This is a genomic window from Bacillus sp. JAS24-2 (genome assembly GCF_008274905.1).
Classification (GTDB): Bacteria; Bacillota; Bacilli; order Bacillales; family Bacillaceae_G; genus Bacillus_A; species Bacillus_A cereus.
Map to the genome: position 1 here is coordinate 3,536,390 of NZ_CP031068.1, position 26,708 is coordinate 3,563,097.

Here is a 26,708-nt window from a genome sequence, read left to right on the forward strand (position 1 = left end):
ATTAAAAATCTAGCTTTATATTTACCTTTTAAATGTAAATAAAATTATTATTTTTTATATAAATCTTTAACTCCACCTCTATATCTTGTAAAAGATCTTTAATGAGTTCATAAAAATCATTTCCATACTCACTACACTCGTATTGAGCAAAGATTTGAATCACATATCTAGTTTCCGTCTCTAATGCTGACTTTATTTGATTAACCCTTTTTTCTTCTACATACGCTTGATATTTATGTATTGCCTCATAAAGACGCAATACATGCGCTTCTTCATCTCTCCAATCCAACGCATCAACAATTGAAAGAAATAGCGTATTTTGATTATCTATTATTTCATAATCATTCATATATTTCTTACACCCTTTTTTGTTTTTCATTGCATGCAGATGTCACTACACTTCGCATACTCAAGTACATCTTTTAATGATTGATGAAATTCAATTTCTGGGATCCAACCTAACCTTTTTATTTCCTCTATTGCTAAACTCTCATTTGAGTCGCTCCCACTTTTCTCTGTTTCCTCTATAAAAAAATTTAGCTGTGTTAATTCTTTATATTGTCCTAGTACATTTAACAAAGATCGTTTTACTCCTGATCCGATATTATATTGTTTTCCATTTATTCCATCTCGTAATAACACATGATACGCTTTAATCGCATCACGTACATCTAGAAAATCTCTACTATCTTTCAAACTGTTTACTTCAATAATGGCTTTACTTCTACCTGATTCTATATCTATCATTTTCTTTGCGAGAATCGAACAAATGCCATTCGATTCCCCTGGACCAATTAAGTTTGAGGGCTTTGCAATGATAATATTTGAATCCATTAATCCTCCCCAAGCCTCTGCAATAATAACTTGCATCGTTTTACTTAAACTATATGGATTTGAAATTTTTATTTCGTTCATACTATCTGCTTGCAAAGCAGATCCTATAACTAATGTTCTACAATGCGAGGCTTCTTGCTTAATTGCTTCTAATAAATATAATGTTCCTATTACATTAACCTCTATATATTCAAGGGCAGCTGTCCAAGATTCTATAACCGAATTCCTTCCTGCTAAATGCAATACGTAGTCTGGCTTTATTTGTTTCATTACCTTCATTACTTCGCTCTTATTAGTTAAATTACAAGTAATACCATTTCTAATTTTTTCTCCATATGCACGATTTTGAAACATAGGAATTACATGAAAGCCCTGCTGTAAAAAATAGTGGCAAGCATGGCGTCCTGTGAAACCATTTGCACCAGTTATTAAAAGGCTCGCATTTTTTTTCATCGCAAAAACCCTCCTTTTAATAGCATTTGTTTCACCTCATGTTTTGCAAGTAAATCTTGTTGAGAACTAAAACTCTTCACATCCACTAGAGGATAGCTTGAATAATATTGTTGAAGTCCTTGTATAGGAATAGTCGGTAGTACCACAAAATAATTTTGATCAAAACTTATACTTGTTTTACTCTCTACCTCAGATAGAAGCATTTCACTTAATTTTTCACCCGGTCTTATCCCTACCTCTTTTACCTTAACATTTTCTTTTCCGGAATCTTCAATTAATACTTCTGCTAAATCTGTTATTTTACATGCCGGCATTTTCATAACAAAGATTTCCCCGCCTCTACCTTGAGATACGGCTTTAAATAACAACCCAACAGCATCTTCAACTGTTAAGAAAAATCTAGTCATATTCGCATCGGTAATCCCTACTTGTGAAGATTTTTTAATTTGTTGTTTAAAAAGTGGTACTACACTTCCACTCGTTCCTAAAACATTTCCACCACGAACACAAATGAATTTTGTTTTCTTCGTTTGTATATTCGCATGAACCATTAATTTTTCACCAATTGCTTTTGTCATCCCATACGTATTTGATGGATCAGCTGCTTTATCAGTTGAAACATATATAACTTTTTCAACTTGCATCTGTATAGAGGCTTCAATTACATTTTGCGTACCATGTATATTGGTTTTTATAGCTTCATAAGGATAATACTCACATACTGGAACATGTTTTAAAGCTGCAAGATGGAACACATAATGTACACCTTGGCAAGCATAGACTAGTTGATCTTTATCACGAATATCTCCAATAATAAATTTTAACCTATCATCATTTATAAACTGTTGCTGCATTTCAAACTGAACCGTTTCATTTCTTGAAAAAATTCTAATTTCTTTCGGTGATTTTTCTAATAGTTGTTTTATAAGTTCATGCCCCCACGAACCTGTACCACCAGTAATTAAAATTATTTTATTTAACATTCTTCTTCCTCCTACGAAACATCTCAATTTAAATAATATTTATTGAATTATTTTCAATTGATTCAAATCATAATCGTCGTTTGTTACATTTAATTGACAAAATAAAAAAACAGAAACTATTAAACGTAGTTTCTGTTTTTCATTTCATCTCACAACAGTAAGATTTTTTATACTGTTTGCATGATAAATAAATTCCTTGTAAAAAAACACCGCTCATTTATTTCTTATACTCGTAATAAAATAAATAGAATGATTCATAGCCAATAATCATATTTAAATTTATGAAAAAGGGAGGTAACGGAATGGACCGAAGCAATTCAAATCATACATATAACGGACCTTCCAAAGCACTGCCTCTCTCCCTATTCGACGTAAAAAATGAATTGAAACAAAAAAGCAAACTTATTCCTTCTGACACCATGTATAAATTAACGAAAGAAGAACAACTCATCATCAACAAAATAAAAATACAAACAGAACAACTAAATAAAAATAATGTTACAAGAACACGCGCATACTACCAATTTTACATTCAATATCCAGAAATACATTGGGCACTGCTTGGGCATATGGTATCACGTAACGGCGGTTGGAATATGACTGATTTAAAGGGCGATTTATATACGAGAATTTTATCAGAGAAAGATCAATTCATATTTTTTTCTTTTTTAGAAAGAGGGAATTGGCTTATTTTCCAAGATGTATACCCTCAATTTTTACTTTACGAACAAAGTGTAAAGAGATCACAAAAGTTATTTCACCTTCTCCCTCACCTAAATGTTTCTACATTTATGGAAACGATGTGGAACCATTTTTGGAAAACAGGTAACAAAAAAACTTTAGCAATTGCAACTATTATTAATGAACAAAACTACTTAGAAAAAAGAGTAATTCAAAATGTACAATTTAAAAAGACTGTACTAAATAGTATTGGATTTAAACTCTTTGATTTCTTTCAGTTTAATCATATCCTTTTCCCATTCTACGAAAATGATAAGAAACAAAAAGTATTACTATTTGGTGATACAATGAAACATTTCACTTCCTTACATGAACGGATATTAATTGGAAAAAGATTGTACTCATTATTATTTCGAGATACACATGTTTTATCTCAAATAATAAGCTGGGCTCAACACCATCCACATACAGGATCTAGGAAAGATTACTGGCCCCATTTATTTTCAAGTGTAAATGAATCTTTTTCCCGTGAGTTTTATAAGCGCCGAATTAAGAAATGCCAGTTACGAAATGGCGCTTATCGTATATACAGCCCTGCACTCATCTATGCATGGCGAGATATGAAGCATGAAGAAGTTGACAGTGAAGATTGGTTTACCGATTGGCAAGTTGTAAATTACTTAGTTGATAAGGAGGAAAATATAAATGGACAAATTACAGAAGACTACTGCAAAACACTCGAAAAAATTGAAATCGCCATTCTCGCAAAGAAAAATGTCCTCCTCCGAGAAGAAGAATGAGTTTCTAGCATTAGTAGTTACAATCTTTCTCTCTTCTATTATTGCAACTTGCTTAGATGCCTTTTTTGTTCATAAACAAATATATTCCTTTCCGGCTAGGCCCTTCTCATCCACATTTTCGGTTAATATAGCTTTTACATTGTTCGTACTGCCGATTTTAACAGTTATCTTTATACACATTTCAAAAAAATTATCTAAAGTTTCTAGAATTTCATTTATTATTTCAATCGGTATTTGTGCTAGCCTTTTTGAACAGATTGCTGAAAGTTTAGGTTTATTTGTACATAGTGCGAATTGGAACCATACATATTCTTTATTTGGTTATATAATTTTTCATTCTTTTATTTGGAACGTATATAATTGGATAAAAAAATAAAGAGACCATTATAGGTCTCTTCTTAAGCATACTCCTCCGTTATTACTAATGGTGTCAATGTTTGAAGGCTTTTAGAGCGTAAACGATAGGCAACGACTTTCTTCTTATATTGCTTAATGACATCAACATGTTCCTCATAGCTATATAGCGAAAATCTAATCTCTTTACTCCCTTTCTTCGTATCAATGACTATTGGTGTCCCTTCTCCGTGCGGTGGGAAATAATGTTTATCTAAAAACAACGCCTCATTAAATTCATGAATAACTTGTAGTTTCATTTCTCCCTCTATATTTTTTCCATCTATCGATATAGAAGTATTTTCCGCCTCAAGCTTTTGATGCAATTCAAATCTACTAATAATTGATTCTACAACAGAAGTGGGCATGCTAGAAACTAATACTTTAATAGCTCCAAAAACAAATAATGTAACTATAAACCATGTTGGCATTGTTATCATCTCCATTACATTTAAAAAATAAATTTCGTTCCATACGGTATTAGTATACTAATAAGTATTCCAGTTACAATCATCGTTACCGAACCGATAGTCGCTTCTTTCTCGCCTTCTTTCACTAAACGACTCACACCGATAATATGTGATGCACAGCCCATTCCAACTCCTTTTCCAATCGTACTTGTTATACGGAAAAACTTAAGTACTGTTGGTCCGATCATAGCACCTGTTATTCCTGCAACAACTACAAAACTAGAAGTCATAGATGGAATACCACCAATTTGATCCGCTATTGAAAGGGCAATTGGCATTGTCGCTACCTGTGGTAAAGTAGTTAATATAAGTTCCTTATCTATATTTAAAATTCCGCCAATCACTACATTCATGCTCGTTACAGCCACTATACCTATCACTACTCCGATTAGTATCGATGAAAAATTTTTCATCAGTATCTTTCGCTCTTTAAATAGAGGTATGGCCAATGCTACAATTGCAGGGCTCAATAAGCTTGAAAGAATGTTTCCCCCATTTTCCCTATACTCATGATGAGAAATACCAAAAATCAAAAATAAACAAATCATAATTGCCGTAACTGTTAACACTGGTAACGTAAATGCAAACGTAAATTTTTTATATAGCTTTGTCGCCAAGAAATAAATTGCTACAGTAATAATAATTAAGACCATTTGAATCGTGCACCTTGTCGATTTTATTTTTTTGATGTGACTAATAATTGACTTATATACCCTGAAACAATCAAAGTTACTACAGTACTTGCAACTACTAAAAGGAATATAATACTTCCCTTACTGAAAAGAAAAGACCCGTATTCCATGAGCCCTGTTGTCGAAGGGATTAAAAATAACGGTAAAAATACGATTAACTTTTCCGAACCTAACTCAAACCATTTTAACGGTAAAACGCGAGTGGAAAGGAGCAGGAACAGTATTAACATCCCTATTAAATTCCCCGGTATTGATAGATGGAATATTTCCTGAATCCACGTACCCACTAGGCTAAATACATATAGCACGCCTACTTGAAGTAAAAGCGTCACGTACTTCATTTCTTTCCCTCATTTCACTATCACACATCCATATTATGAAATCTCATTTAGCGTGTCGGCAAACCGTTTAATTCCAAGTTGAATTTGTTCTATATTCGCTCTACCAAACGTAAATCGTATATATTCATTTTTCGAACCTAAAACACTGCCCGGAACAAATGCGACACCATTCCGTATAGATTCACCTAATAAGTGATATTCATCAAACTTTCCTGTTACTTTACACCATACATGTATTCCACCCTCTGGCGCGAAACATTCAACTCGTTCTCCCAATGTTCCTTCAAGCTCTGCAATTAATTCATCTCTTCTTTGCTTCAATTGTCCACGAAGTATCGTAATATGTGTATGGAAATCCTTTGATTCTAAAAATTGATTTGCTACCCACTGCGTAAATACACTATGGCCAAAATCAACTTGTTGCTTTGCATCTGCTAAACGCTCAATTACGCGTGTAGGACCAATTACCCATCCAATACGTAATCCTGATGCAACAATTTTTGATAGTGAACTTATATAAAGAACATTTCCATTTTGGTCCATTGATTTTAATGTTGGGTTCACTTCTCCATTAAAAGAGATTAAACTATACGGATCATCTTCTACAATTGGTATACCGAACTCAGAAGACAGTTCTAAAATTTTTTTACGTCTCGCTAATGAAAGCACAGTACCCGTCGGATTCTGATAATCTGGATTCAAAAATACCATACGAATGCGATGCTTTTTGTGCAAATCGATTAAGTCATCTGGATTCATTCCATGCTCATCAACAGGTAAATGAAATATGTTTAAACCGGCCGATTTAAACATTGGAAGCGAAAAACAATACGAAGGATCTTCAATCGCAATCGCATCGCCAGGTTTTAATAAACATTGAACGATAAGATTAAGCGCCTGTTGTGCTCCAGATGTAATAAGAATAGAGCTTGAATCTGCTTCAATTTGTTTATATTGCTGAACATGTGCTGCAATTGTTTTTCTCAACATCTCATTTCCAAGTGGATGGTCATAGCCGAGATTTTCCATAAATGTTTTCTCCGACAAAATTGTTCGAAATCTGTCACTTGGAATTAATTCTGGTGACAGTTCACCACTTGCTAAATTAATTAAATCATCTTTTTGTGTTTCCGTTCGAATTTGTTGAACGAGTGGTACGTTAGGTAAGAACGATCCATCCTCCACGTACCTACCCCAGTTCGGTATTCGTTTATGTGAGACACCCCATATGTCTGTATTGACCCGTGTTCCGCTTCCCTTTTGCCGTTCTACTACTCCAAGTGATTTTAATTCTTCATACGCAGCTACTATTGTACTCCGGTTCACCTGTAATTCCTTTGCTAACATACGCTCAGAAGGTAACTTACTATCAGAAGGAAATTCGCCTGAAGAAATGCCTCTTTCAATATAATCTGCAATTTGTTTATATACAGGTGTCTTATCTGCACGATTTGGTTTCCATTCCATATAGTTCCCTCCTTTCAAAACGAACTATCCTCATTTTTTACTAACAGTATTCACCGTAAAAATAGTATTAATTAGTCACATTTTCTTATCCGTAAATGGATATATCCAAAATGGTTCTCTTTCTGATTACTCAATAGCTTCTGAAATTCCAACTTCATACTCTCATTTCAGTTCTTTTACAAACTATTAAATCATTACCGCATACCATGTTACCCCAACTAGTAGAACAAAAAGAAGAAGAATATAGATTGCAGATAAGTTTTTCACATTTCTTTTTGTAGACTTACCGTAATTCTCCTCCACGTTTCTTGCAACTAGTACAGTCCCAAATAGCGATACAATTACAATAATAACGACTAGTGAAATTGCAAAACTCATTGTCTTTTCACCTCTCTAAGACCCATCTATTTTAATTAAAGAACTTACATAAAAACCTTCCTCTTTAAAACGTTGATAACATACTACCTTTCTTCTCTTATCATAATAGATGTTTGCAAAAAGCGGACCAACCACTTTCGTGTTTTTTTGCTCATCCACTTAAAAAATAAAAAGCAACTGATCACTTAGGACCAGTTGCTTTTTTCACACAATAATTTTTCATTTAAAATTAATTCGATTTAAAAGTTTCGCCTTTTCATAATGAAACATCGACTGAGATAACTCAAAAATTGTTCCATTTACAAGATACACTGTATTTTCAATAAGAAGCGCCGGATCACCTTCATTTAATTCTAAAAGCTGTGCATTTTCTTTATTTACTTTTTCACAACTAATAACTTTATCAGCAAAACCAATATTTAATCGTAAATCTTCAATGAAATAACTGTATACAGAGCTTAATGCTATTTCTTCGTTCAAATATGGAATAATATCCTTTTTGAAATAACTTACTTCAATAGAGAATGGTTTAGCATCTACAATTCTTAAGCGCTTCAAAAAATACAACCTAGTTCCAGCTTCGCATTGCATCTGCTTTGCTATCTCTTCGTCCGCATCTATTACTTCAAGCTCTAACACTTTCGTTTCAATATTTTGTGAAACAAGATTTTTCGTTAATCCACGTAAACTTCCTAAATTAATGTAATCTGTTACAGAAGTTTCGCGTAAAAACATGCCACTACCTTGCACTTGAAAAATATAACCTCTATTCACAAGCTGACTAATTACTTTACGTATCGTATTACGGCTTACTTCAAATCGATTCATCAACGCTTCTTCTGTAGGTAGTTTTTTCGTTTCATTAAAAAGCCCATCTCGAATGTTTTGCTCTAACACATCTGCAATTTGTTTATACTTTGCACTCATACACTTTCTCCTAAAATACTCTTTTATCTGTTATAACTCTTCCCCTCTCGTTTCGATCACACGTTTATACCAATGAAACGAAAGTTTCTTCTTACGTTTTAAGTTATCATTATGATCGACAAAAATAAAGCCATATTGCTTTTTATATCCATTTAACCAACTTAAAAGATCAATCACTGACCATGCATAATAACCTTTTAAGTTAATTCCCTCTTCAATTGCACGCTTCATTACTTTTAAATGCGCTTCAATAAATTTAATTCTCGGAACATCTACAATTTCTCCGTCAATGATCGGATCTTCATCACCAAGTCCATTTTCCGTTACATACATCTTTATGTCACCGTAACGCGTTTTCAACATATGCAATCCCTCTAAGAAACCTTCGGGAGATATTTCCCATCCCCATTTTGTATATGTTTTATCATCCATTTTAACTGTTCGATAAAAACCATCAAAAGAAGAGTTACCTGGAGCAAGCGTTGAGTTTTCTCGAGAATATTCCTCACTCTTTATATCCATATCATATCTTTCTACTCGTATTGGTTGATAATAATTCAAGCCAATAAAATCATTTTCTTCTGCATTTTGTTTAATGATTTCTAATTCTTCAACCGTCCAATTAGGAGTCCATCCTTTTTCCTTTAATTGTTGTACAACATAAGACGGATACTCGCCTTTTAAAATTGGATCATAATACCAATACGTTTCATATTCATTCGCATGATTTGCTGCTTGTATATTTTCTTTTTGATCATCCACACTATAAGCTGGTAAGAAAACATGTGTAATCCCAATTTCACCATATTGTTTCAGCTGCTTGTACACCGCAACTGTTTTCGCGTGTGCATAAAATACATAATGAGTAGCTTGAAAATACTTTGGAACATCATTTTGTATTCCTGGTGGATGTGCACCTTTTAAATAACCTAATCCACAAAACATTACGGTCTCATTAAAAGTAATCCAATGCTTAACTCTGTCACCAAATGCCTTAAAACAAGTTTCTGCATATTTTACGAAAGCCTCTGCTGTTCTTTTATTCGTCCATCCACCATCTTTTTCTAACGGTAATGGTAAATCCCAATGATATAAAGTGACAAACGGCACAATCCCGTATTTTAAACATTCATCAATTAAGTTGTTATAAAATTCAATCCCTTTTTCATTTACCTTTCCATCTCCAGTCGGCAATATTCTCGCCCAAGAAATAGAAAAACGATACGATTCTAATCCCATCTCAGCCATTAAGCGAACATCTTCCTTATATCGATGATAATGATCAACAGCTACATCACCATTTGTTCCATTGTATGTTTTGCCAGGAATTTTTGAAAACTCGTCCCAATTCGTAACACCTTTTCCATCTTCATTCCATGCACCTTCTACTTGATAAGAAGCTGAAGCAGCTCCGAATAAAAAATCATGTGGAAACTTCATAGTATATACCTCCATTTCATTACAACAAATCAAATTCAATCATACATATAAAATTTATAGGTACAAATTTTATATGTATGATTATATCTTATGTTTTTATTTTTTTCTATTATAAAAGTACAATTTATATTGTTGGTTATTGGAAAAGAAAAAGAAGCGATATATTTTATCGCTTCTTACTCTCATCATCTTTATTCTTTTATTAATGACTTATTCGCTCTTATAACTTCTTGATACAATAATGGTGACCACTTTTCATTTATGTAGTCTTGAATTACCCAGCCTACTCTCGCAGGATTCTTTTGTTTTATATGGTTTGCAATTTCAGGATTTATATAAGAGGCATAGTAATATGGACTATTCCATGCTGTACCACCAGAAGACAAGCTTGTAAAATTTATATATAGATGATTTAAATCCTCACTACTGTTCATCGTTTCATTCATCGTATCTTTAATAGATTTTACTTTCTCATCATAACTCACTTTATATTTATCTTGTACTGTTACATTTACATTTTGATTTACAGTTGTGGTAAACGTCTCATTATCTGGCCAATAAAAATTATTATATCCTCCAGATTCATTACTACCACTATATCTTTTTAGTAGTACAATTTTCCCACGAGCATCTCCAAGTTTTATATTTCCTTCTGTTTTTAAAAAGATAGGATCAACAAAATATTTTTTTTCAAACGTACTACTAAATGGACCTTCTGCCCCTTTCATATCCTCATACTCTTTTTTTAAAGACATAATAATCGTTTCACTCGGGTTATCTCTTAAAAATTGTTTCGCTTCGTTTATGAATTCATGCAGTGTTACATAAAGATATAATGGCCCATGATGAAGAACTATCGTATTATCATCTGTTAAACGTCCTCTTATATCAAAAATGCGAGCTCCATGGTCCATTTGATAGCGAAAATCATATTCTTGCGTCATTCCCCATACTTGCTTAATCGGATTTTGCAACTTGAACGTCCCACTATCGTGTGTTCCTGGAATTGAAATTCGTGCTAACGGGATATTATCAGGTATAGGTTGCATCCATTTTGACAAATTTTCAAACTCATTAACAGAGCTAGCTGCAACTACTCTCTTATCATGTAAAGCAAATACAAATGTGATAAATATTGTACTACATATGAATAATTTCAAAATTAACTTCTTATTGCTCATTATTATCCCTCTCTCTTTCTGTTTTTACATCAAACTTATTGAATATAATATAAGCTAGCTCAGAAAAAATAAATAACATTTCATCAATATGAAATATTGCATAGAAGTAAAGTTAAAAAATCATTCACATATACTAAATTAGAAAAATTTAAAGGAACTTCATCTGAAGTTCCTTTTACTTATTTTATGTTCAATACGTATGAACCATTTTTATTCTCATATTTATAGACGTATAAATAATATTTACCTGGCTTTGCATTATAAGTTCCTTTAACTACATTGCCTTCATTTTCACCATATGCTACATAGTTATTTAAATCTGATTCATGATGAAGTACCCATGTCATTCCGATATTTTGTTCATTTAGTAAAGAAATATTAATATTTTCCGGCGAATCAATTTGGAAAGTAAATACATCTACTCTATCACTATTATGTAGCGTTCCTTTCACCGGTGTATGAAAGTTAACTTTATTTGCCTGTCTAGGCTCATTATTTGGTTCATTTTCTGTTACTTGTAATTCATTCCCACCGTTTGGTTTTCTTTGTTCATAGCCTAAGTTTACTAGTATAGATTTCAAATCTGGTAAAACACCAATTTTATCTGCATATGGATCTTTAGATTTTGTTCCTGTACTCTGGTTGCTTAATATTGCTCTTAGTTCACTAGGTCTATATGGTTGTCCTAAATTTTCTTTAGCAATGCTTTGTACTAAAGTCGCTGCCCCAGCAATAATTGGCGAAGCACTAGATGTTCCGCTAAAGCTTGAAGTATAAAGATTTACAGCACTTCTACTTTGTTCAGCTGTAGTTGTATCTACATTTTCTCCCCATCCGTACACATCAATACGGCTTCCATAATTCGAAAACCACATACGTTCATGAGGGAAAGATGAAGAGCCAGCTCCTACCATAATTGCACCCGAATCTTTAAAATCTTTACTATTACGATTTAAGACTTGCTTACCTTTTCTATCTTTGAACTGGTCTAAATCATTCCACCCATTTGCTCCGGCCTCTATAATTACAATCCCTTTATCTGTGCCAGCACGAATTGCATCAAAGATATCTGGTTGTACTTCAACAGGTAAATATTTATCACCATATCCATCGAAAGATGCTTGCGCCTCTAACAATAAAACATCCCCAGCTTCTAACTGATTTACAGCACTTAATATTGCATCAGCCGTATTATACTGTCCGTTATCTCTTATTTGAGAGATAACCTTTGCTTTCGCTTTTGGCGCAATCCCAATATTCCCAACTTCATTGTCCTCAGAGGATACAATTCCTAGTACAGACGTCCCATGACCGACATGCTGATCTATATTTCTTCCAGACATTAACTCAATTTTTTGATGTAATAAATCCTCATGATTTAATAACCATCCGTATTCCATATCAACAAAAGTGATACCATTTCCATTACCGCCTTGAATTCCCCAGGCGAAAGGCGCATTAATACCGTATGGGGCCGCTTCAAGATAACCTTGTTTTTTAAATCTAGGATTGTTACTAGGATTAAGAGCTACACTTGATGATTGCACTTCAGGTGGCATTATTTTCTCTTGTTTCTTCATATACGCATCTTCTATTAAAGAAGATGCCTTTAACTTATCTACTATTTCTTCTTCATACCCACTATTTTGATTTTGAAGAATATAGTAGTTTAATAAACTTGTAGATACATGATTAGGTGCTTTCACTTCAAGGTTTTGTATTTGTTCCGGGCTTACAGATGTGAATAAACGAGTAAATGTTACATCTGGATATTCTGTCAAAAGATCTTTTATTACTTTATCATTCGTTTGAGATTGTATTTGTTTTTCAATACCATCTTCATACGGCAAATCCAAATCCGCTTTAAATTTTACAATGATTTGCTTATCTGTTTCTTGTTCTATCCCTGATTTAATCTGCTGTTCTATAGAATCAGCATGTACACTATTGATAGTACCTCCTGTTCCTAAAAGTGTTGTAATGATTACAGTTGACGCACACATTTTTTGAAATATTTTCATTACATTAATCCTCCTATTAATAATTAATCATTATATTAATCTATAATGATTTTATTTCTATAACGTATTCCCTTTCTACTAAATAGATTATAGTAATCAGAAATATGAACTTCAATGTATTTTCATATGCAATATTTCATATTCGGACTCTACACTACACGAATATGAAACTTATAGTGATTATTTATTTTATATGTGCTAATATACTTACATTAATATATTATGCATATACACATTCAAACTACATTACTTAATAGTTTCACCTTAATTTTTTGTTAGGAGGATTTACAATGAAATTACTAAAACTAAAACATATAATCCCTTTATCTGCAGCTGCAATTACATTCGTATGTAGTCAAAGCACAGCTGAAGCTTCTACCATTCATACAGTAAAAAAGAACGATACACTTTGGGGCATTAGTAAACAATACGGAGTTTCAATACAATCCATTAAACAGGCTAATAATAAAGGAAACGATCAAACCTTTATTGGCGAACAGTTACATATTCCAGGGTCCGTGAAATCAAATGAAATCACTGTTCCTCAAAACGCCAAGCCTGCGAACATTTCTGGACAAATTATTTATCAAGTTCAACCGGGAGATTCATTAGAAACGATAGCAAGGCGTTACAATGTCACTGTCCAATCTATAAAACAAATTAACAATATAGTCGGAAACAAGCTTTATACAGGACAACATTTAAAAATCAACTCAAGCATTTCACAAAAAGAAAAAGACTTAATGGCACGCTTAGTTACCGCTGAAGCAGGTGGCGAATCCTATAAAGGAAAAGTAGCAGTAGCGAAAGTTATACTAAATCGTGTAAATGCAAAAGGTTTTCCAAATACAATAACAGGCGTTATTTATGAACCTATTAAATACGGATATGCATTTACTCCTGTTACAGATGGAAGAATTAATCAGCCTGCAAGCGCAGAAGCAAAAATGGCTGTAGAAGAGGCTATCTCCACAAATGGAGTACATTCTGACTGGCTTTATTTCTACAATCCAAAAACATCAACAGACAAGTGGATTACGACACGTCAGACAGTAGCAGTAATTGGTAATCATGTGTTTGCTAAATAAGATTTAAAATCATTAACAGACCTCTTCACTTAAAAGGTCTGTTTTTTTTCTATGTAAGATGTTATTAATCATATGACATAGTTATTTTTTAAACTATTTCTTCTTTCAAATAAAAATTTTTGTATTTACTCCGCCACTCGTAGAAATTAATAAAGCATCAAGTTCAAAAACTCCCACTTTATTAATAAAAGCTATTTCTTAACTTCATAAAATTGTTATACACTAGAAAAATAAAAAACAAACTATTCGTTAGCAGGTGGAAGAATATGTATGATGTTACGATTATCGGCGCTGGAGTAAGTAGCATTTTTATGGCTTATTCACTAGCTAAAAGTAACAAAAAAGTTTTAATTCTTGATAAAGGTAAAGCGCTAGAAGATCGCCATTGTCCTTTAGACGAAGGAAAAGTGTGTAATTGTACTACATGTGATAAATATTTCGGGTTTGGTGGTTTAGGCAAATCTGAAGGGAAATTTAATTATACAAACGGATTTGGCGGAGAACTTGAGAAAAAAGTCGGTAAAGAGGGTTTTATACAACTCATGGCTGAAGTAGATGAAATTCTATGTCAGTTTGGTGGAAGTTCGGTTTCAAAATATTCTACTGAAAATTCAAGTCTCACTAAGAGAGCTGAAGCGTGTGGTTTACAAATGCTAACAACAGAAGTAAGACATCTTGGTACTGCACTTTCCAGTAACATTTTTCAGCAGCTCTATGAATTTTTACTGACGAAAATAAAGATCCAATTTCATATAGATGTACAACATATTCTGAAACAGGAAGATCATTTTACAATAGATACAAATCAAGGAACAGTTCAAACTAAGCAACTAGTATTTGCAACTGGGCGCTCTGGGGCCGATTGGTTAAAAGAAATGTGCAGTTCCCTAAATATTTCTCAGGAGCAAACACGTGTAGATTTAGGAATTAGAGTAGAATTGAAAGAACATCAATTACGTTCTATATTAAAAGATACTTTTGAAACAAAACTTTCTTATCAAGGTGAGCATTTCACAGCAACTACTTACTGTATGAATCCAAAAGGACGCATCATTCGAAAGTGCGAAGAAGGTTTAGTTATGCCTGACGGTCAAAATTTTCGAGAGCAAGGAACTGGCACTTCTAATTTAAATTTCACTTTATTTATTCCTCGCTATTTTCCAACTCTCAAAGAAGCAAATGCATACGCAAATTCAATTATTAAAGGCATTAACCAAGGACGAGATCGGATTGTTATACAGCGCTTAGAGGACTTACTAAAGAAACAACCTACGGCGGAAAACAGCATGGAACATAGCCGTATACAGCCTACACTACAGGGGGATTATGGAGATTTGAATCAAGAAATTCCTCAATTATATATTGAAGGGCTCAAAGAATTTTTATTACGTTTAGAACAATTTATACAAGAACCTATTGATCAACATACTTTACTATATGGAATTGATGGAAAGTTCTATGCTCCTACGATAAAAATTAATAATCATTTTGAAACTAGTATACATGGGCTATTTTTAATTGGAGATTGTTCAGGCGTTACGCACTCATTATCTCAAGCAGCTGCAAGTGGTCTGTATGTTGGAAAGTACTTATCTGACATTTAATTTCTATCATTAAGATTCTAGTCAAATATTCCTAATTTCAAAACACTTTACTTATATAGTAAAAATATATTAATAAGCCCCCTATCCTTCCCGGCTAATGATTAACCGACAAAAAATCGGAATTTTACAAGATACATATGTAATATAACTACATATTTAAAACTGTTGGTATTCAATTCTAATAAATTGAATGTCAACAGTTTTAAAAGTCTCTATCCATTTTCACTTTCATTTGTTCGATATTTTGTAACATCATCATAGTGTTTAATATGGTAGGATGTCTATAAGTCAATTTCACTACAACTACGACTTTTTCTGCCTGTTTCTCAAAAAAGAGTTATATTTATGCTACTACGCTTTAAAAATCCCCATTGTATATATATGAATACTTCAAATTATTCCCTTTAGAAAACAAAGTCTAAATGGTTCATTACACTCTAATAGTTATAAAAACATAATATATAACTTCAGTTAAATAAATTGTATAAAGAAGGTGTAAAAATGAAGAATAAAATAAATTTACAAATGCAAAATATAAGCTTTGTTATAATAATGGCTTTAGCAGTATGGTTAAAAACATATCTTATTACGCGATTCAGTTTTGATTTAAAAATCGAGTCTTCAACGCAAGAGCTTATTTTGTTTATTAGTCCTCTAGCCGCATCATTAGCATTTGTTGGATTAGCATTATTTTCAACTGGTGAAAAGCGAAATTATATAGCGCTATGTATTAATTTCTTGTTAACAATCGTACTCGTTGGAAATGTAATGTTCTATGATTTTTATAGTGATTTCGTTACATTACCAGTACTTGGACAAACCTCAAACTTTGGACAATTAGGCGGCAGTATTATAGAAATATTAAACTACAAAATTATACTCGCATTCGTAGACATTGTTTTCTTCTTTATTTTATTAAAAAAGAAATCATTGGTCTTTAAAACCGAACGTGTAACTCATTCTACACGCTTGTTATACTTTCTTTTAACAATTGGTGTATTCTTTGCGAATCTACATCTTGCAGAAAAAGAGCGCCCCGAATTATTAACGAGATCATTCGACCGAGTCATGCTTGTCAAAAATTTAGGCTTATATACTCACCAAGTATATGACTTAACACTGCAAGTAAAAGCCGGTTCACAAAAAGCGCTTGCTGATAGTAGTAAATTACAAGAAACTGAAAACTACGTAAAAGCAAACCAAAGCGAGCCAAACCCTAATATGTTTGGTGCAGCGAAAGGAAAAAACGTAATTGTCGTCACTCTTGAATCCTTGCAAACCTTCTTAATAGGCGCATCAGTCAATGGGCAAGAAGTTACACCATTCCTAAATGAATTCATAAATGAAAGTTATTACTTTGATAACTTTTTCCATCAAACTGGTCAAGGGAAAACATCCGATTCTGAATTTCTAATCGATACGTCGTTGTATCCATTAAGTCGAGGGGCTGTATTCTTCACACACGGTAACAATGATTATACTGCGACTCCAGAAATTTTACGTCAGCAAGGTTATTTCACTTCTGTATTCCATGCGAATAACGCAACATTTTGGAATCGTAATATCATGTACTCTGCTCTTGGTTATGATCGTTACTATAATGAGCTTGATTACAAAATTACACCAGAAACAAATTTAAATTGGGGATTAAAAGATATCGAATACTTTGATCAATCAGTAGATATATTAAAAACTGTTAATCAACCATTCTATGCTCGTTTCCTCACTTTAACAAACCATTATCCATTTACGTATGATGAAGATACAAAATTCATTGAACCATACAACTCTGGTAATGGCGTATTTGATCGTTACATCGTAACAGTACGTTACTTAGACGAATCAATTAAAAAATTTATTGAACGTCTAAAGGCCGAGGGGCTTTACGATGATTCTATTATTGTGTTATACGGTGATCATTATGGTATTTCCGAAAAACATAATCGTGCAATGGCACAGTTTTTAGAAAAAGATCAAATAACAGAATTTGATACTTTAAATTTACAACGTACGCCTTTATATATTCATATTCCTGGACAAACAGAAGGTCAAACTATTTCAAAGCCTACGGGACAAATCGATATGAAACCTACGATTCTAAATTTATTAGGTGTTGATTCTACGAATGATATTCGTTTTGGCCATGATATGTTTTCAGATGAATATACTGGCTTTGTTGTTTTACGTGATGGTAGCTTCGTTACAGATAAGTATGCATACAAAAACAACACTTTCTACGACCGTATAACAGGTAAAATTGTAGATTTACCAAAAAAAGAAGCTCAAGCCCTCATTAAACGTGCCCAAAATGAATTACGAATGTCTGACAAAATTATTGAAGGCGATTTATTACGCTTCTCAGAAAGCAATAAAATTAAAACTGGCGAAGTACAAACTAAAATTAAAGAAACAGAAAAATAATCTATATATGAAAAAGGGAGCAACTTATTACAGTTGCTCCCTTTTACTTTTATTCTACGCTTGTTTCTAAAGCTACATCCGTATAGGTATTATCATTACCTATATTTAAAATTACTTCACATTGACGCAATCTCAATTCAAAGAGCATGATAGAATCATGATAGATTTCAGGATTTGATTTCATCTTATGTAATATCTCTTGTTTTTCTTGTATTTCTAAATGCGTGTTTTCTACAGCTTGCTTTAAGGAGTTAAATGGATTCCTAAAGAATATATTAATATCTCGCTCTTGTGTGTTTTCAAACAGCTCAAATTGCAAGAAAAATTTCTTCATAATAGAAGCCGTTACTTCAGTATAATCTTCATTTTCTACATACTGTTTGTATTTGTTATATAGCATAGATTTATTTTTAGGAAGAACTCCAAATAATTTACCGGCACTTTTCAGTAAAAATTGTGCTGGCGTAAATCGACGTAAAATATTTACTTCATCCATTTGTATTCTAGTCGTCATCCTGTCAGTATCTCTGCGCCAGTCATCAAGCACTTTAAAGTCACATTCTAACTGTATTCTATTTTCTCCAAATAGTGAATTAAGCCCTTCACTAAGTTCTTCTAAATACGTTTGACTTTGAAGAAGCTCATTATTAGAAGTTGCAATCCAATTTTGCATAGAAAGAGCAAGATTAGGTAATACAGTTTGTTCTAAATATTTATGCACTCTTTCATTCATTGCTTTATTTAGTTCCGTATCCATGTGCCCGAAATCACTTTCTTCACTAATTAAATTAGAACAGCTCTTTAATATCTTCGGAATATTTTCGGTAAGATCATTTGTAATTTCAGTCTTCATTGAACGATATGATTGTGTAATGAAATGAATTTTTTCCCTTTCAAATGCAGTAAGGTTATTAATGCTACCGTTTAGTTTCACTAGCATATCTTCATTCCAATTAATAGCATCCACCAGGTTATTTTCTTTCTCAACACGTTTCTCCAAAAGATATGTAATTGTTTTTCGAATGAAAAATAATAACTTTTCAGTACGTTCTGCATCGATATTTTTATGATTAAAGTTAAAATGAATAAACTCGATTAAACCATTTAATTGTTGACTACTTGTATATAACGAGGAATAAGGGAAAATTCTCGCATACGGGAAATATGTATTTATTCTCGTTGCCGTATCATGTAATACCCTTTTCACTTCTGCTTCACTGTAAATGTTATCGATTTTATTTAATAAGAAATGAATTTGTAAATTTGGCGTATGTTCTTGAATACTTAATAGAATGTCACGTTCTTTATCAGTAAAAGGTGAATCCGCATTCAATACGAACAGTAATTCGTCTACAGAATTTAAATATTCGAATATCTCATCTCTAGTGTCGTTATTTCTATTAAAGCCAGGTGTCACTACAAATGTAAGTTTATTTTCATTTAAAAATCTGCATGGTAATTTAAATTCAACACACGCTCTATCTCTATATGTTTGATGGTGCTGAGACATCATATTATGGTAATCAGTGATATCTTCCGTTGTTGTAATTGCTGAGTCTGTTATAGCGTTTATTTCTATATGAGCATCATTTTTTAAAACTACTACATTTGAAATTGATTTTTCTAATATATTTTCTCCTAATATAGAGTTAATAAATGTAGTTTTTCCGTTCCCTGAAGTTCCCGTTACTAAAATACGATTTGTTCTTAAATCTGCGAGCTCGTCAACTAACCATTTAAATCGGTGACCTATTTCTATATTCTGCTTTTGTGCCCACTGTGTAATAGATTCAAAAAGGTGTAAGCTGTACTCTAAACCATTTACATGATTAATAGAATGTGACAGTAAGTTTTCCGCATGTTCTATATTTGCTGAATCTATTTTGGAAGGGAAAATCTCATCCCATGCCAATACAGCTGCAGATGGAAATACAGCATAAGATGGATTGACTACCTTTAACCAGTTTGCTAACAGATTTGGTATGATATCGTCTAATTGTCTAAGCGTATATTGACCTTGAATTAATGTAAAGTACGTTTCTTCGTAAAGAGCAGAAACTTTGTTCCATATATCGGACGAATGTATTTCAATATGTAAGAAAAATTCATTTATTGTATTAAGCCATAATAAATAATTTGGTTCATCTTTATAACTGTTCCAAAGTGATGAAACCATTTGTGTAAATTGTACTTGATCTACATTATTTAATGTAGCTAATGCATCATAAAAATAGTCTGGTGAAATATGTTTAGTAAACCCTTTATCGATATATCCTTTTAACACCTCAAACCACGGATACGACTCTATTCGAATTAACTCATTCACAGCAAGCTCTACTGCACTATCAAAATCTTGCTGTTCCTCATAAAAGGAACGGGCAATTTTTGTGACGTTCGGATAATCAGGATTTAAAGAAACTGCTTCTTTAATAACACCGAAAGCTGAATCAAAATTATTTTGCTCAATGTAAAGAGAAAGTAGTTGTAATCTAATTTCGGTCATCAATATTTTATTATCAGTAGTAATGGAAGTATAAATATTTTCAGCATATGGTAATTGATTAAGTTCGAAATAAGCATCCGCAATATTTTTTTGTGCCCATGGTGCTAATTCATTACTAACCTTCTCCCATTTAAAAATAGCTGCTTCAAAATCTTGATGACGATAATAAAATTCACCTTGTGCAAAACGAATATAAGACCCATCAGAAATCTCATTTCGTTCTTCGTTTACATAAGCTTGTCCAAGTACGTCAAGAATTGACTTTGTTTCATTCTCCATTAGGAATGTTTCATAATACACCTTTTTTATTAATTGTTTTTCTAATCTCATCTTTTCCCCCACTATATCTTGAAAATACATTTTTAAGATATGTCAATGCTTTTTGTATGTATGCTTTTTATCTTAACAAAGAATATCTTTTGGAAAATTTCATTTTCCTTTCATTTTTCAAGTTAGATTGAATTTTTATGAGAAAAGTTTCAGTTTTTTTTCAATTCCCTTTCAGTTATGAAACAGCATTAAATGTTCCTAATAACCTAATAACACTATAATATTCCACATTATATTATCAGGAAAACCCCATATAAACCATATTATAAAAACAATCTATAATGAATTTATATGCGCAATTCACTGTGCTGTCAAACAAAAAACAACAATAGGAGCCAACATCTATTCATACCATTTCTTTCTCAAATTGTTTTCCTTTAAAATGTTTCAGTAGTTATGTAATTAAATTCCATTAACCTATATAAATAACTAGTCCAAAAAATATCTATATGCATATCATGTTATAGTAAAGAATTTAGGAGATCCTAAAAGGAGGCATTTTCATGTTTGAAGATAAATCTAAAATAAATTACCCATATGAATTTACTGAAACTACAACAGTTCCTCTAAAGAACCCCATTGACAAAAAATTCAAGAACGGCACAGGTACACATAACTTCCCAATTAAGAAGCACTATAAAGAGCAAGTTCTATACACTGAAAAAATTAATAATAATAAAAATAAGTAATTGTATAGATCCTTATGACAATTGGCTAAATAAGAAGCAACATTTGGCCATGCATAGTTATTTAGTTAGTAATGATACAATTCATGCACCTTTTAAAAAGTGCTGTATACAGCGCTTTTTTATACATAGATAAATTTAAGTTAACGCAACCAAGAAATACAATACAAAATTACTCCACCATATTCTCGTTTACAATTAAATCTACATATGAAAAGGGAGCAACAGTAAATGTTGCTCCCTTTTCATATGTAATCTATTCACTCTACATAACCCTCTTAAACATCTTCTCCAACTCATAAGTAGAATGATGCACAAGAATTGGTCTTCCGTGCGGGCATGTGTACGGGTTTGTTGTTGTACGTAGTTCTTCCAGTAAAGCAAATATTTGATCGTTCGTTAAATATTGATTCGCTTTAATGGATGCTTTACAGCTCATCATGATGGCTGCTTCTTCACGTAACTTTTTAATATCAACTTTTTTTAGTTTAACAACTTGCTCCATCATTTCATCGATGATTTCTGTTTCTTGTCCTTTCGGGAACCATGTTGGATGCGAGCGGACGATAAAGGATTGATGGCCGAATTGTTCTAAAAATAGCCCGACTTTTTTTAGTTCTTCTAACTGCTCTTCGACACGTAAAAATTCAGTAAGAGATAGATCAATACGGTACGGTACAAGTAACTCTTGTACTTCTTGCGCTACTCTTCCTACTTTATCACGGAAGTATTCATAATTAATACGTTCCTGCGCGGCATGCTGGTCAATCATATATAATCCTTTATCATTTTGAGCGAAAATATATGTTCCATGCATTTGTCCAATTGGATAAAGCGGTGGTAAGTCATTCCCGTTCATCTCAATCTCTTTTATTTCCCGAACTTCTTCTTCTAATTCCTCTAGTTCAAAGTCCTCTTCATTACTGTCCCACGATTTCTCTTCTTGAATTGGCTCTTCGATTATCGGTTTAGTGGATGGTTGCCAACTTTGTTCTTCTCTCACGAGCGACTGTGGTGGTTGCCATTCTTGCTTCGGTGGTTGCCAAAGCTGTTTCACAGCCTGCGGTTCTTCTTGTTTTGCATCCATGCCAGTCGGTAAAACGATGTCCGGCATAGATGGTTCTTTCGGCTTCGCATGCTCAAACTGGAACTGTTCTTGCACACTTTCGTCTTTTTCTTTTTTCTTCGTTGTTACACCTGCATCTGGAATAAGCTGTATTTTTTTAAATGCAGCTTGCAATGTTTCTTCGATCAGCTTTAGCAATTCTTGTTCTTTACTAAAACGAACTTCTAATTTCGCTGGATGTACGTTAACGTCAACTAACATTGGATCCATTTCAATCGATAAGAAACCAATTGGATACCGGCCAACTGGCAGTAATGTATGGTATCCTTGCTGAATTGCTTTCATTAATACAAAGTTTCGAACGTAACGACCATTTACAATCGTTGACATATAATTACGAGATGCTCTCGTTACTTCTGGTAATGTTACATAACCTTTAATTGTAAAGTCTAAAGATTCAGCTTCAATTGGAACAAGCTTCTTCGCAACTTGAATACTGTAAATCGATGCAAGTACTTGTCTTACATCACCGTTACCTGACGTATGAAGCAATTTCTTTTCATTATGAAATAGTTTTAACGATACTTCTGGATGTGACATTGCAATACGATACACGATATCTGTAATATTTCCGAGCTCTGTATGAATGGTTTTCATATATTTAAGACGTGCTGGTGTATTAAAGAATAAGTTTTGTACTGTAATATCTGTTCCTTTTCGGCTCGCAGTCTTCTCTTGCTTTATAATGTCTCCACCTTTAATAATAAGGTGTGTACCAGGCGCATCACCTGTGCTAGTAATTAATTCTAATTCACTAACTGAGGCAATACTTGGCAATGCCTCACCGCGGAAACCGAGTGTTCTTATGCGGAACAGATCGTTTTCATCTTTAATTTTACTCGTTGCATGGCGTTCAAAAGCGACGATACAGTCTTCTTCTGCAATACCATCACCATTATCAATGATACGAATTTTCGATAACCCAGCTTCTTCTAAGTGGATTTCAATAGATGTACTATTCGCATCGATAGAATTTTCCACAAGTTCTTTTACGACTGAAGCAGGGCGCTCTACTACTTCCCCTGCCGCAATTAAGTTAGAGAGTTGGTCATCGAGTTTGCGAATTTTCCCCATCTACTTACTCATCCTTTCTTTAACTTTTTCTGTAAGCGATACAATTCGTTCATCGCTTCTAAAGGTGTCATATCAAGTAAATCGATTTTTTTAATTTGCGCCAGTACTGCTGTTTCTTTTTGATCTAGCAGAGGCTTTTCTTGTTTCTTCGAAGACTGTTCTCCTCCAAAGAAAGATAGTTGCGATTCTTCTTCAGTCTCTACTTTCGTTTCCTGTATTTCTGCTATTTCTTCTTTTACAACTACAGGTTCTGGAGTAGCTTCTTGTACTTTCACTTCTACTCGTTTTGGAATAATAATTTCTTCCTGTCCTTCTAGCTGTGCTAACACTTCTTTCGCACGAGCGATTAGGCTATCTGGAAGCTCCGCAAGTTGCGCAACGTGAATTCCGTAACTTTTATCAGCTGCTCCATCTTGAATTTTATGAAGGAATACTACTTTTCCATTCTCTTCAATTGCTGAAACGTGTACATTTTTCAGTTGATTTAAACTCTCTTCTAACACCGTCAATTCGTGATAATGCGTAGAGAATAACGTTTTTGCACCAATTTGGTCATGAATATGTTCAATAATCGCTTGTGCAAGTGCCATACCATCATACGTAGATGTACCGCGTCCAATTTCATCGAATAAAATTAAACTTCTTTCTGATGCGTTTGCAATTGCATTTTTCGCTTCTAACATTTCGACCATAAATGTACTTTGACCTGAAATTAAATCATCCGCTGCACCAATTCTCGTAAAGATTTGGTCAAATACAGGTAATACTGCTTCTGTTGCTGGTACGAAACAACCGATTTGCGACATAACCGTTACAAGTGCTAATTGTCTCATATACGTACTTTTACCAGACATGTTCGGCCCTGTAATTAAAAAGACATCCATATTCTCTGGCATAATACAATCATTCGGTACATACAATTTCCCGTTCAATACTTTTTCAACAACAGGATGACGACCATCTTTAATAAAGATTTCGCGCTTCGTTGTCAGTACAGGTTTTACAAACTGTTCTTCTTCACTAACTGTCGCAAAACTTTGCAGTACGTCTAATTCACTAATTACTTTCGCTAAATGTTGTAATTTCGGAATAAATACTTTTACTTCTTCACGAAGTGCTGTAAATAAATCGTATTCTAGCTGTACAATTTTTTCTTCAGCTTCTAAGATTAACGTTTCTTTTTCTTTCAGTTCATCTGTAATGAAACGTTCAGCATTAGCAAGCGTCTGTTTACGCTCATAGCGACCTTCTGGAAGTGCTGCAAGATTCGCTTTCGTTACTTCAATGTAGTAACCGAAAATACGGTTGTATCCGATTTTTAACGATTTAATTCCGGTAATATCACGTTCTCTTTTTTCAAGCTCAGCAATCCACGTTTTCCCGTTTTTACTAACGTAACGATATTGATCAAGCTTGTCATTATAACCATCTTTAATAATATCTCCATCTTTAATCGAAAGCGGTGGGTTTTCTTGAATACTTCTTCCTAGTAATTCTGTTAAGCTTTCACATGGATCTGCACCTTGAATTAATCTCGATGCATAAGCGTTATCTAACAAACTAATTGCTTCTAAAATAGCTGGTACTTGAAGCAATGAACGTCTTAATTGTAATAAGTCTCTTGCATTTACGTTACCAAATGCAACTTTTCCTGCTAAGCGTTCTAAATCATATACTTCTTTTAACTTTTCCTTTAAATCTTCACGTAAGAAGTAATCATTTACAAACGTTTCAACCATTTCTAAACGCTCTTCAATTCTTTCTTTTTGTATAAGTGGACGTTCCATCCACTGTTTTAACATACGACCACCCATAGCTGTTTTCGTCTTGTCCAATAACCATAATAGTGATCCTGTTTTTTCTTTCGTTCGAAGTGTTTCTGTCAGTTCTAAATTTCGCTTTGAATGTACATCAATTTTCATAAATTGATTCGAATAATAAATTTCTACTGGTTGCAAATGATCTAAAGAACGTTTTTGCGTTCTTATTACATAGTTAAATAAACGTCCAACTGCTTTAATTAATTTTGCTTGTGAAACATTTTTCACAAGATGTTCTAATCCTTCCGGAATTGCCGTTGCATCTTCATACGAAATCGTCATTTTCAATGTTTCAGTTAACTTGTTTAGTTCATCTTTAGAAAATGAAGAATCAACAACAATTTCTTTCGAACCAGTTGCATACACTTCTAATAAAATATCTTCTACTGAACCAGTCAATAACGTTACTGTATTTTGTCCAGTCGTTAAGTCGTTACAAGCTAATGCATATGATCCATCTTCAAAATGTGTTAATGCGGCTAAGAAGTTATTTTCTTTCTCATCAATTGTACGCCCTTCCATCATCGTTCCTGGCGTAATTAATTGTACTACTTCACGACGTACTACACCTTTAGCTGTTTTCGGATCTTCTACTTGCTCACAAACAGCTACTTTATATCCTTTTTCAACAAGTTGTTCAATATAGTTTTTAGCCGCATGATACGGTACACCGCACATTGGTATACGTTCACTACTACCGCCATCTCGGCTCGTTAATGTAATTTCAAGTTCATGAGCTGCTTTTACAGCATCCTCAAAGAACATTTCATAAAAATCGCCTAAGCGAAAAAATAAAAAGGCATCTTGATAATCTGCCTTAACCTTTAAATATTGCTGTATCATAGGCGTATATTGAGTCATACTTTTCCTCCATAATTCTTACATGATAATCTATTTTCATATATGTCGCATTTCACGGACACTCTTATCTCCTATTTCAGGAGTCTTTCTTCATTATAACATATTTCATAAAGAATCATGTTCATTCAGCCCCA

Annotated in this window: 21 protein-coding genes; 6 read left to right on the forward strand and 15 right to left on the reverse strand. The window is 33.2% G+C overall.

The features are described from left to right. Positions 1-28: 28 nt before the first annotated feature. The 3 genes from DN407_RS18235 to DN407_RS18245 are packed head-to-tail and all read right to left on the reverse strand — an operon-like array spanning position 29 to position 2,270. The gene (locus DN407_RS18235; RefSeq protein ID WP_002101267.1) at positions 29-379 is read right to left on the reverse strand and encodes a DUF6572 domain-containing protein; all 351 of its coding nucleotides are present in this window, start codon (positions 377-379) and stop codon (positions 29-31) included. Further along, positions 376-1,287 carry an SDR family oxidoreductase gene (locus DN407_RS18240; RefSeq protein WP_061655412.1) on the reverse strand — a complete coding sequence of 304 codons (912 nt, stop codon included), beginning with the start codon at positions 1,285-1,287 and terminating at the stop codon, positions 376-378. The genes DN407_RS18235 and DN407_RS18240 overlap by 4 nt, the downstream gene beginning before the upstream one ends. Continuing rightward, positions 1,284-2,270 (reverse strand): UDP-N-acetylglucosamine 4,6-dehydratase family protein, encoded by a 987-nt coding sequence (locus DN407_RS18245; protein WP_000932591.1) that lies wholly within the window; start codon positions 2,268-2,270, stop codon positions 1,284-1,286. Before DN407_RS18245 ends, DN407_RS18240 begins: the two co-directional genes overlap by 4 nt. 302 nt (positions 2,271-2,572) lie before the next feature. Here DN407_RS18245 and DN407_RS18250 point away from each other — a divergent pair, with 302 nt between their 5' ends. After that, a complete protein-coding gene (locus tag DN407_RS18250) occupies positions 2,573-3,751 on the forward strand; it encodes a DUF2515 domain-containing protein (RefSeq protein WP_000376162.1) in 1,179 nt (392 codons plus the stop codon). Beyond that, a complete protein-coding gene (locus DN407_RS18255; RefSeq protein ID WP_033667178.1) occupies positions 3,726-4,127 on the forward strand; it encodes a CBO0543 family protein in 402 nt (133 codons plus the stop codon). The genes DN407_RS18250 and DN407_RS18255 overlap by 26 nt, the downstream gene beginning before the upstream one ends. A gap of 22 nt (positions 4,128-4,149) precedes the next feature. On the opposite strand, the gene DN407_RS18260 is transcribed toward DN407_RS18255, so the two are convergent. The 9 genes from DN407_RS18260 to DN407_RS18300 form a co-directional block, all read right to left on the reverse strand. After that, positions 4,150-4,575 (reverse strand): YfmQ family protein, encoded by a 426-nt coding sequence (locus DN407_RS18260; RefSeq protein WP_149216548.1) that lies wholly within the window; start codon positions 4,573-4,575, stop codon positions 4,150-4,152. A 20-nt stretch (positions 4,576-4,595) separates the two neighbouring features. After that, positions 4,596-5,267, reverse strand: a complete 672-nt coding sequence (locus DN407_RS18265; RefSeq protein WP_000242946.1) for an LrgB family protein — start codon at positions 5,265-5,267, stop codon at positions 4,596-4,598. 23 nt (positions 5,268-5,290) lie between these two features. Then, positions 5,291-5,647, reverse strand: coding sequence for a CidA/LrgA family holin-like protein (locus tag DN407_RS18270; RefSeq protein ID WP_000878485.1), 357 nt, complete (start codon positions 5,645-5,647; stop codon positions 5,291-5,293). 33 nt (positions 5,648-5,680) lie between these two features. Further along, positions 5,681-7,114 (reverse strand): MocR-like pyridoxine biosynthesis transcription factor PdxR, encoded by a 1,434-nt coding sequence (pdxR, locus tag DN407_RS18275; RefSeq protein WP_149216549.1) that lies wholly within the window; start codon positions 7,112-7,114, stop codon positions 5,681-5,683. A gap of 186 nt (positions 7,115-7,300) precedes the next feature. Then, a complete protein-coding gene (locus DN407_RS18280; protein ID WP_000006459.1) occupies positions 7,301-7,492 on the reverse strand; it encodes a hypothetical protein in 192 nt (63 codons plus the stop codon). Positions 7,493-7,711: 219 nt separating this feature from the next. Beyond that, a complete protein-coding gene (locus DN407_RS18285; RefSeq protein ID WP_001274909.1) occupies positions 7,712-8,419 on the reverse strand; it encodes a GntR family transcriptional regulator in 708 nt (235 codons plus the stop codon). 30 nt (positions 8,420-8,449) lie between these two features. Next, on the reverse strand, positions 8,450-9,859 hold the full coding sequence (locus DN407_RS18290) for a glycoside hydrolase family 1 protein (protein WP_149216550.1): 1,410 nt from the start codon (positions 9,857-9,859) through the stop codon (positions 8,450-8,452). 191 nt (positions 9,860-10,050) lie between these two features. Further along, positions 10,051-11,040: a phosphatidylinositol diacylglycerol-lyase gene (plcA, locus tag DN407_RS18295; RefSeq protein WP_149216551.1), complete on the reverse strand. Its 990-nt coding sequence runs from the start codon at positions 11,038-11,040 to the stop codon at positions 10,051-10,053. 179 nt (positions 11,041-11,219) lie between these two features. After that, on the reverse strand, positions 11,220-13,061 hold the full coding sequence (locus DN407_RS18300) for a S8 family peptidase (RefSeq protein ID WP_149216552.1): 1,842 nt from the start codon (positions 13,059-13,061) through the stop codon (positions 11,220-11,222). A 290-nt stretch (positions 13,062-13,351) separates the two neighbouring features. On the opposite strand from DN407_RS18300, the gene DN407_RS18305 reads away from it, so the two are divergent. The 3 genes from DN407_RS18305 to DN407_RS18320 all read left to right on the forward strand — a co-directional run bounded on the left by DN407_RS18305 (position 13,352) and on the right by DN407_RS18320 (position 18,174). Next, on the forward strand, positions 13,352-14,149 hold the full coding sequence (locus tag DN407_RS18305; protein WP_149216553.1) for a cell wall hydrolase: 798 nt from the start codon (positions 13,352-13,354) through the stop codon (positions 14,147-14,149). Positions 14,150-14,415: 266 nt separating this feature from the next. Next, on the forward strand, positions 14,416-15,753 hold the full coding sequence (locus DN407_RS18310) for an NAD(P)/FAD-dependent oxidoreductase (RefSeq protein ID WP_098664229.1): 1,338 nt from the start codon (positions 14,416-14,418) through the stop codon (positions 15,751-15,753). Between the two features lie 501 nt (positions 15,754-16,254). Then, entirely contained in the window at positions 16,255-18,174 is a 1,920-nt protein-coding gene (locus DN407_RS18320) for an LTA synthase family protein (RefSeq protein WP_149216554.1), read from the forward strand. A 49-nt stretch (positions 18,175-18,223) separates the two neighbouring features. Here the strand turns inward: DN407_RS18320 and DN407_RS18325 are convergent, their stop codons facing one another. Further along, the gene (locus DN407_RS18325; RefSeq protein WP_149216555.1) at positions 18,224-21,007 is read right to left on the reverse strand and encodes a dynamin family protein; all 2,784 of its coding nucleotides are present in this window, start codon (positions 21,005-21,007) and stop codon (positions 18,224-18,226) included. Positions 21,008-21,510: 503 nt separating this feature from the next. On the opposite strand from DN407_RS18325, the gene DN407_RS18330 reads away from it, so the two are divergent. After that, on the forward strand, positions 21,511-21,696 hold the full coding sequence (locus DN407_RS18330) for a hypothetical protein (RefSeq protein ID WP_000461138.1): 186 nt from the start codon (positions 21,511-21,513) through the stop codon (positions 21,694-21,696). Between the two features lie 262 nt (positions 21,697-21,958). Here the strand turns inward: DN407_RS18330 and mutL are convergent, their stop codons facing one another. Both mutL and mutS read right to left on the reverse strand, forming a co-directional pair. Continuing rightward, positions 21,959-23,893 carry a DNA mismatch repair endonuclease MutL gene (gene mutL, locus DN407_RS18335; protein ID WP_149216556.1) on the reverse strand — a complete coding sequence of 645 codons (1,935 nt, stop codon included), beginning with the start codon at positions 23,891-23,893 and terminating at the stop codon, positions 21,959-21,961. An 8-nt stretch (positions 23,894-23,901) separates the two neighbouring features. Next, positions 23,902-26,574, reverse strand: coding sequence for a DNA mismatch repair protein MutS (gene mutS / locus DN407_RS18340; protein WP_149216557.1), 2,673 nt, complete (start codon positions 26,572-26,574; stop codon positions 23,902-23,904). Positions 26,575-26,708: the final 134 nt, after the last annotated feature.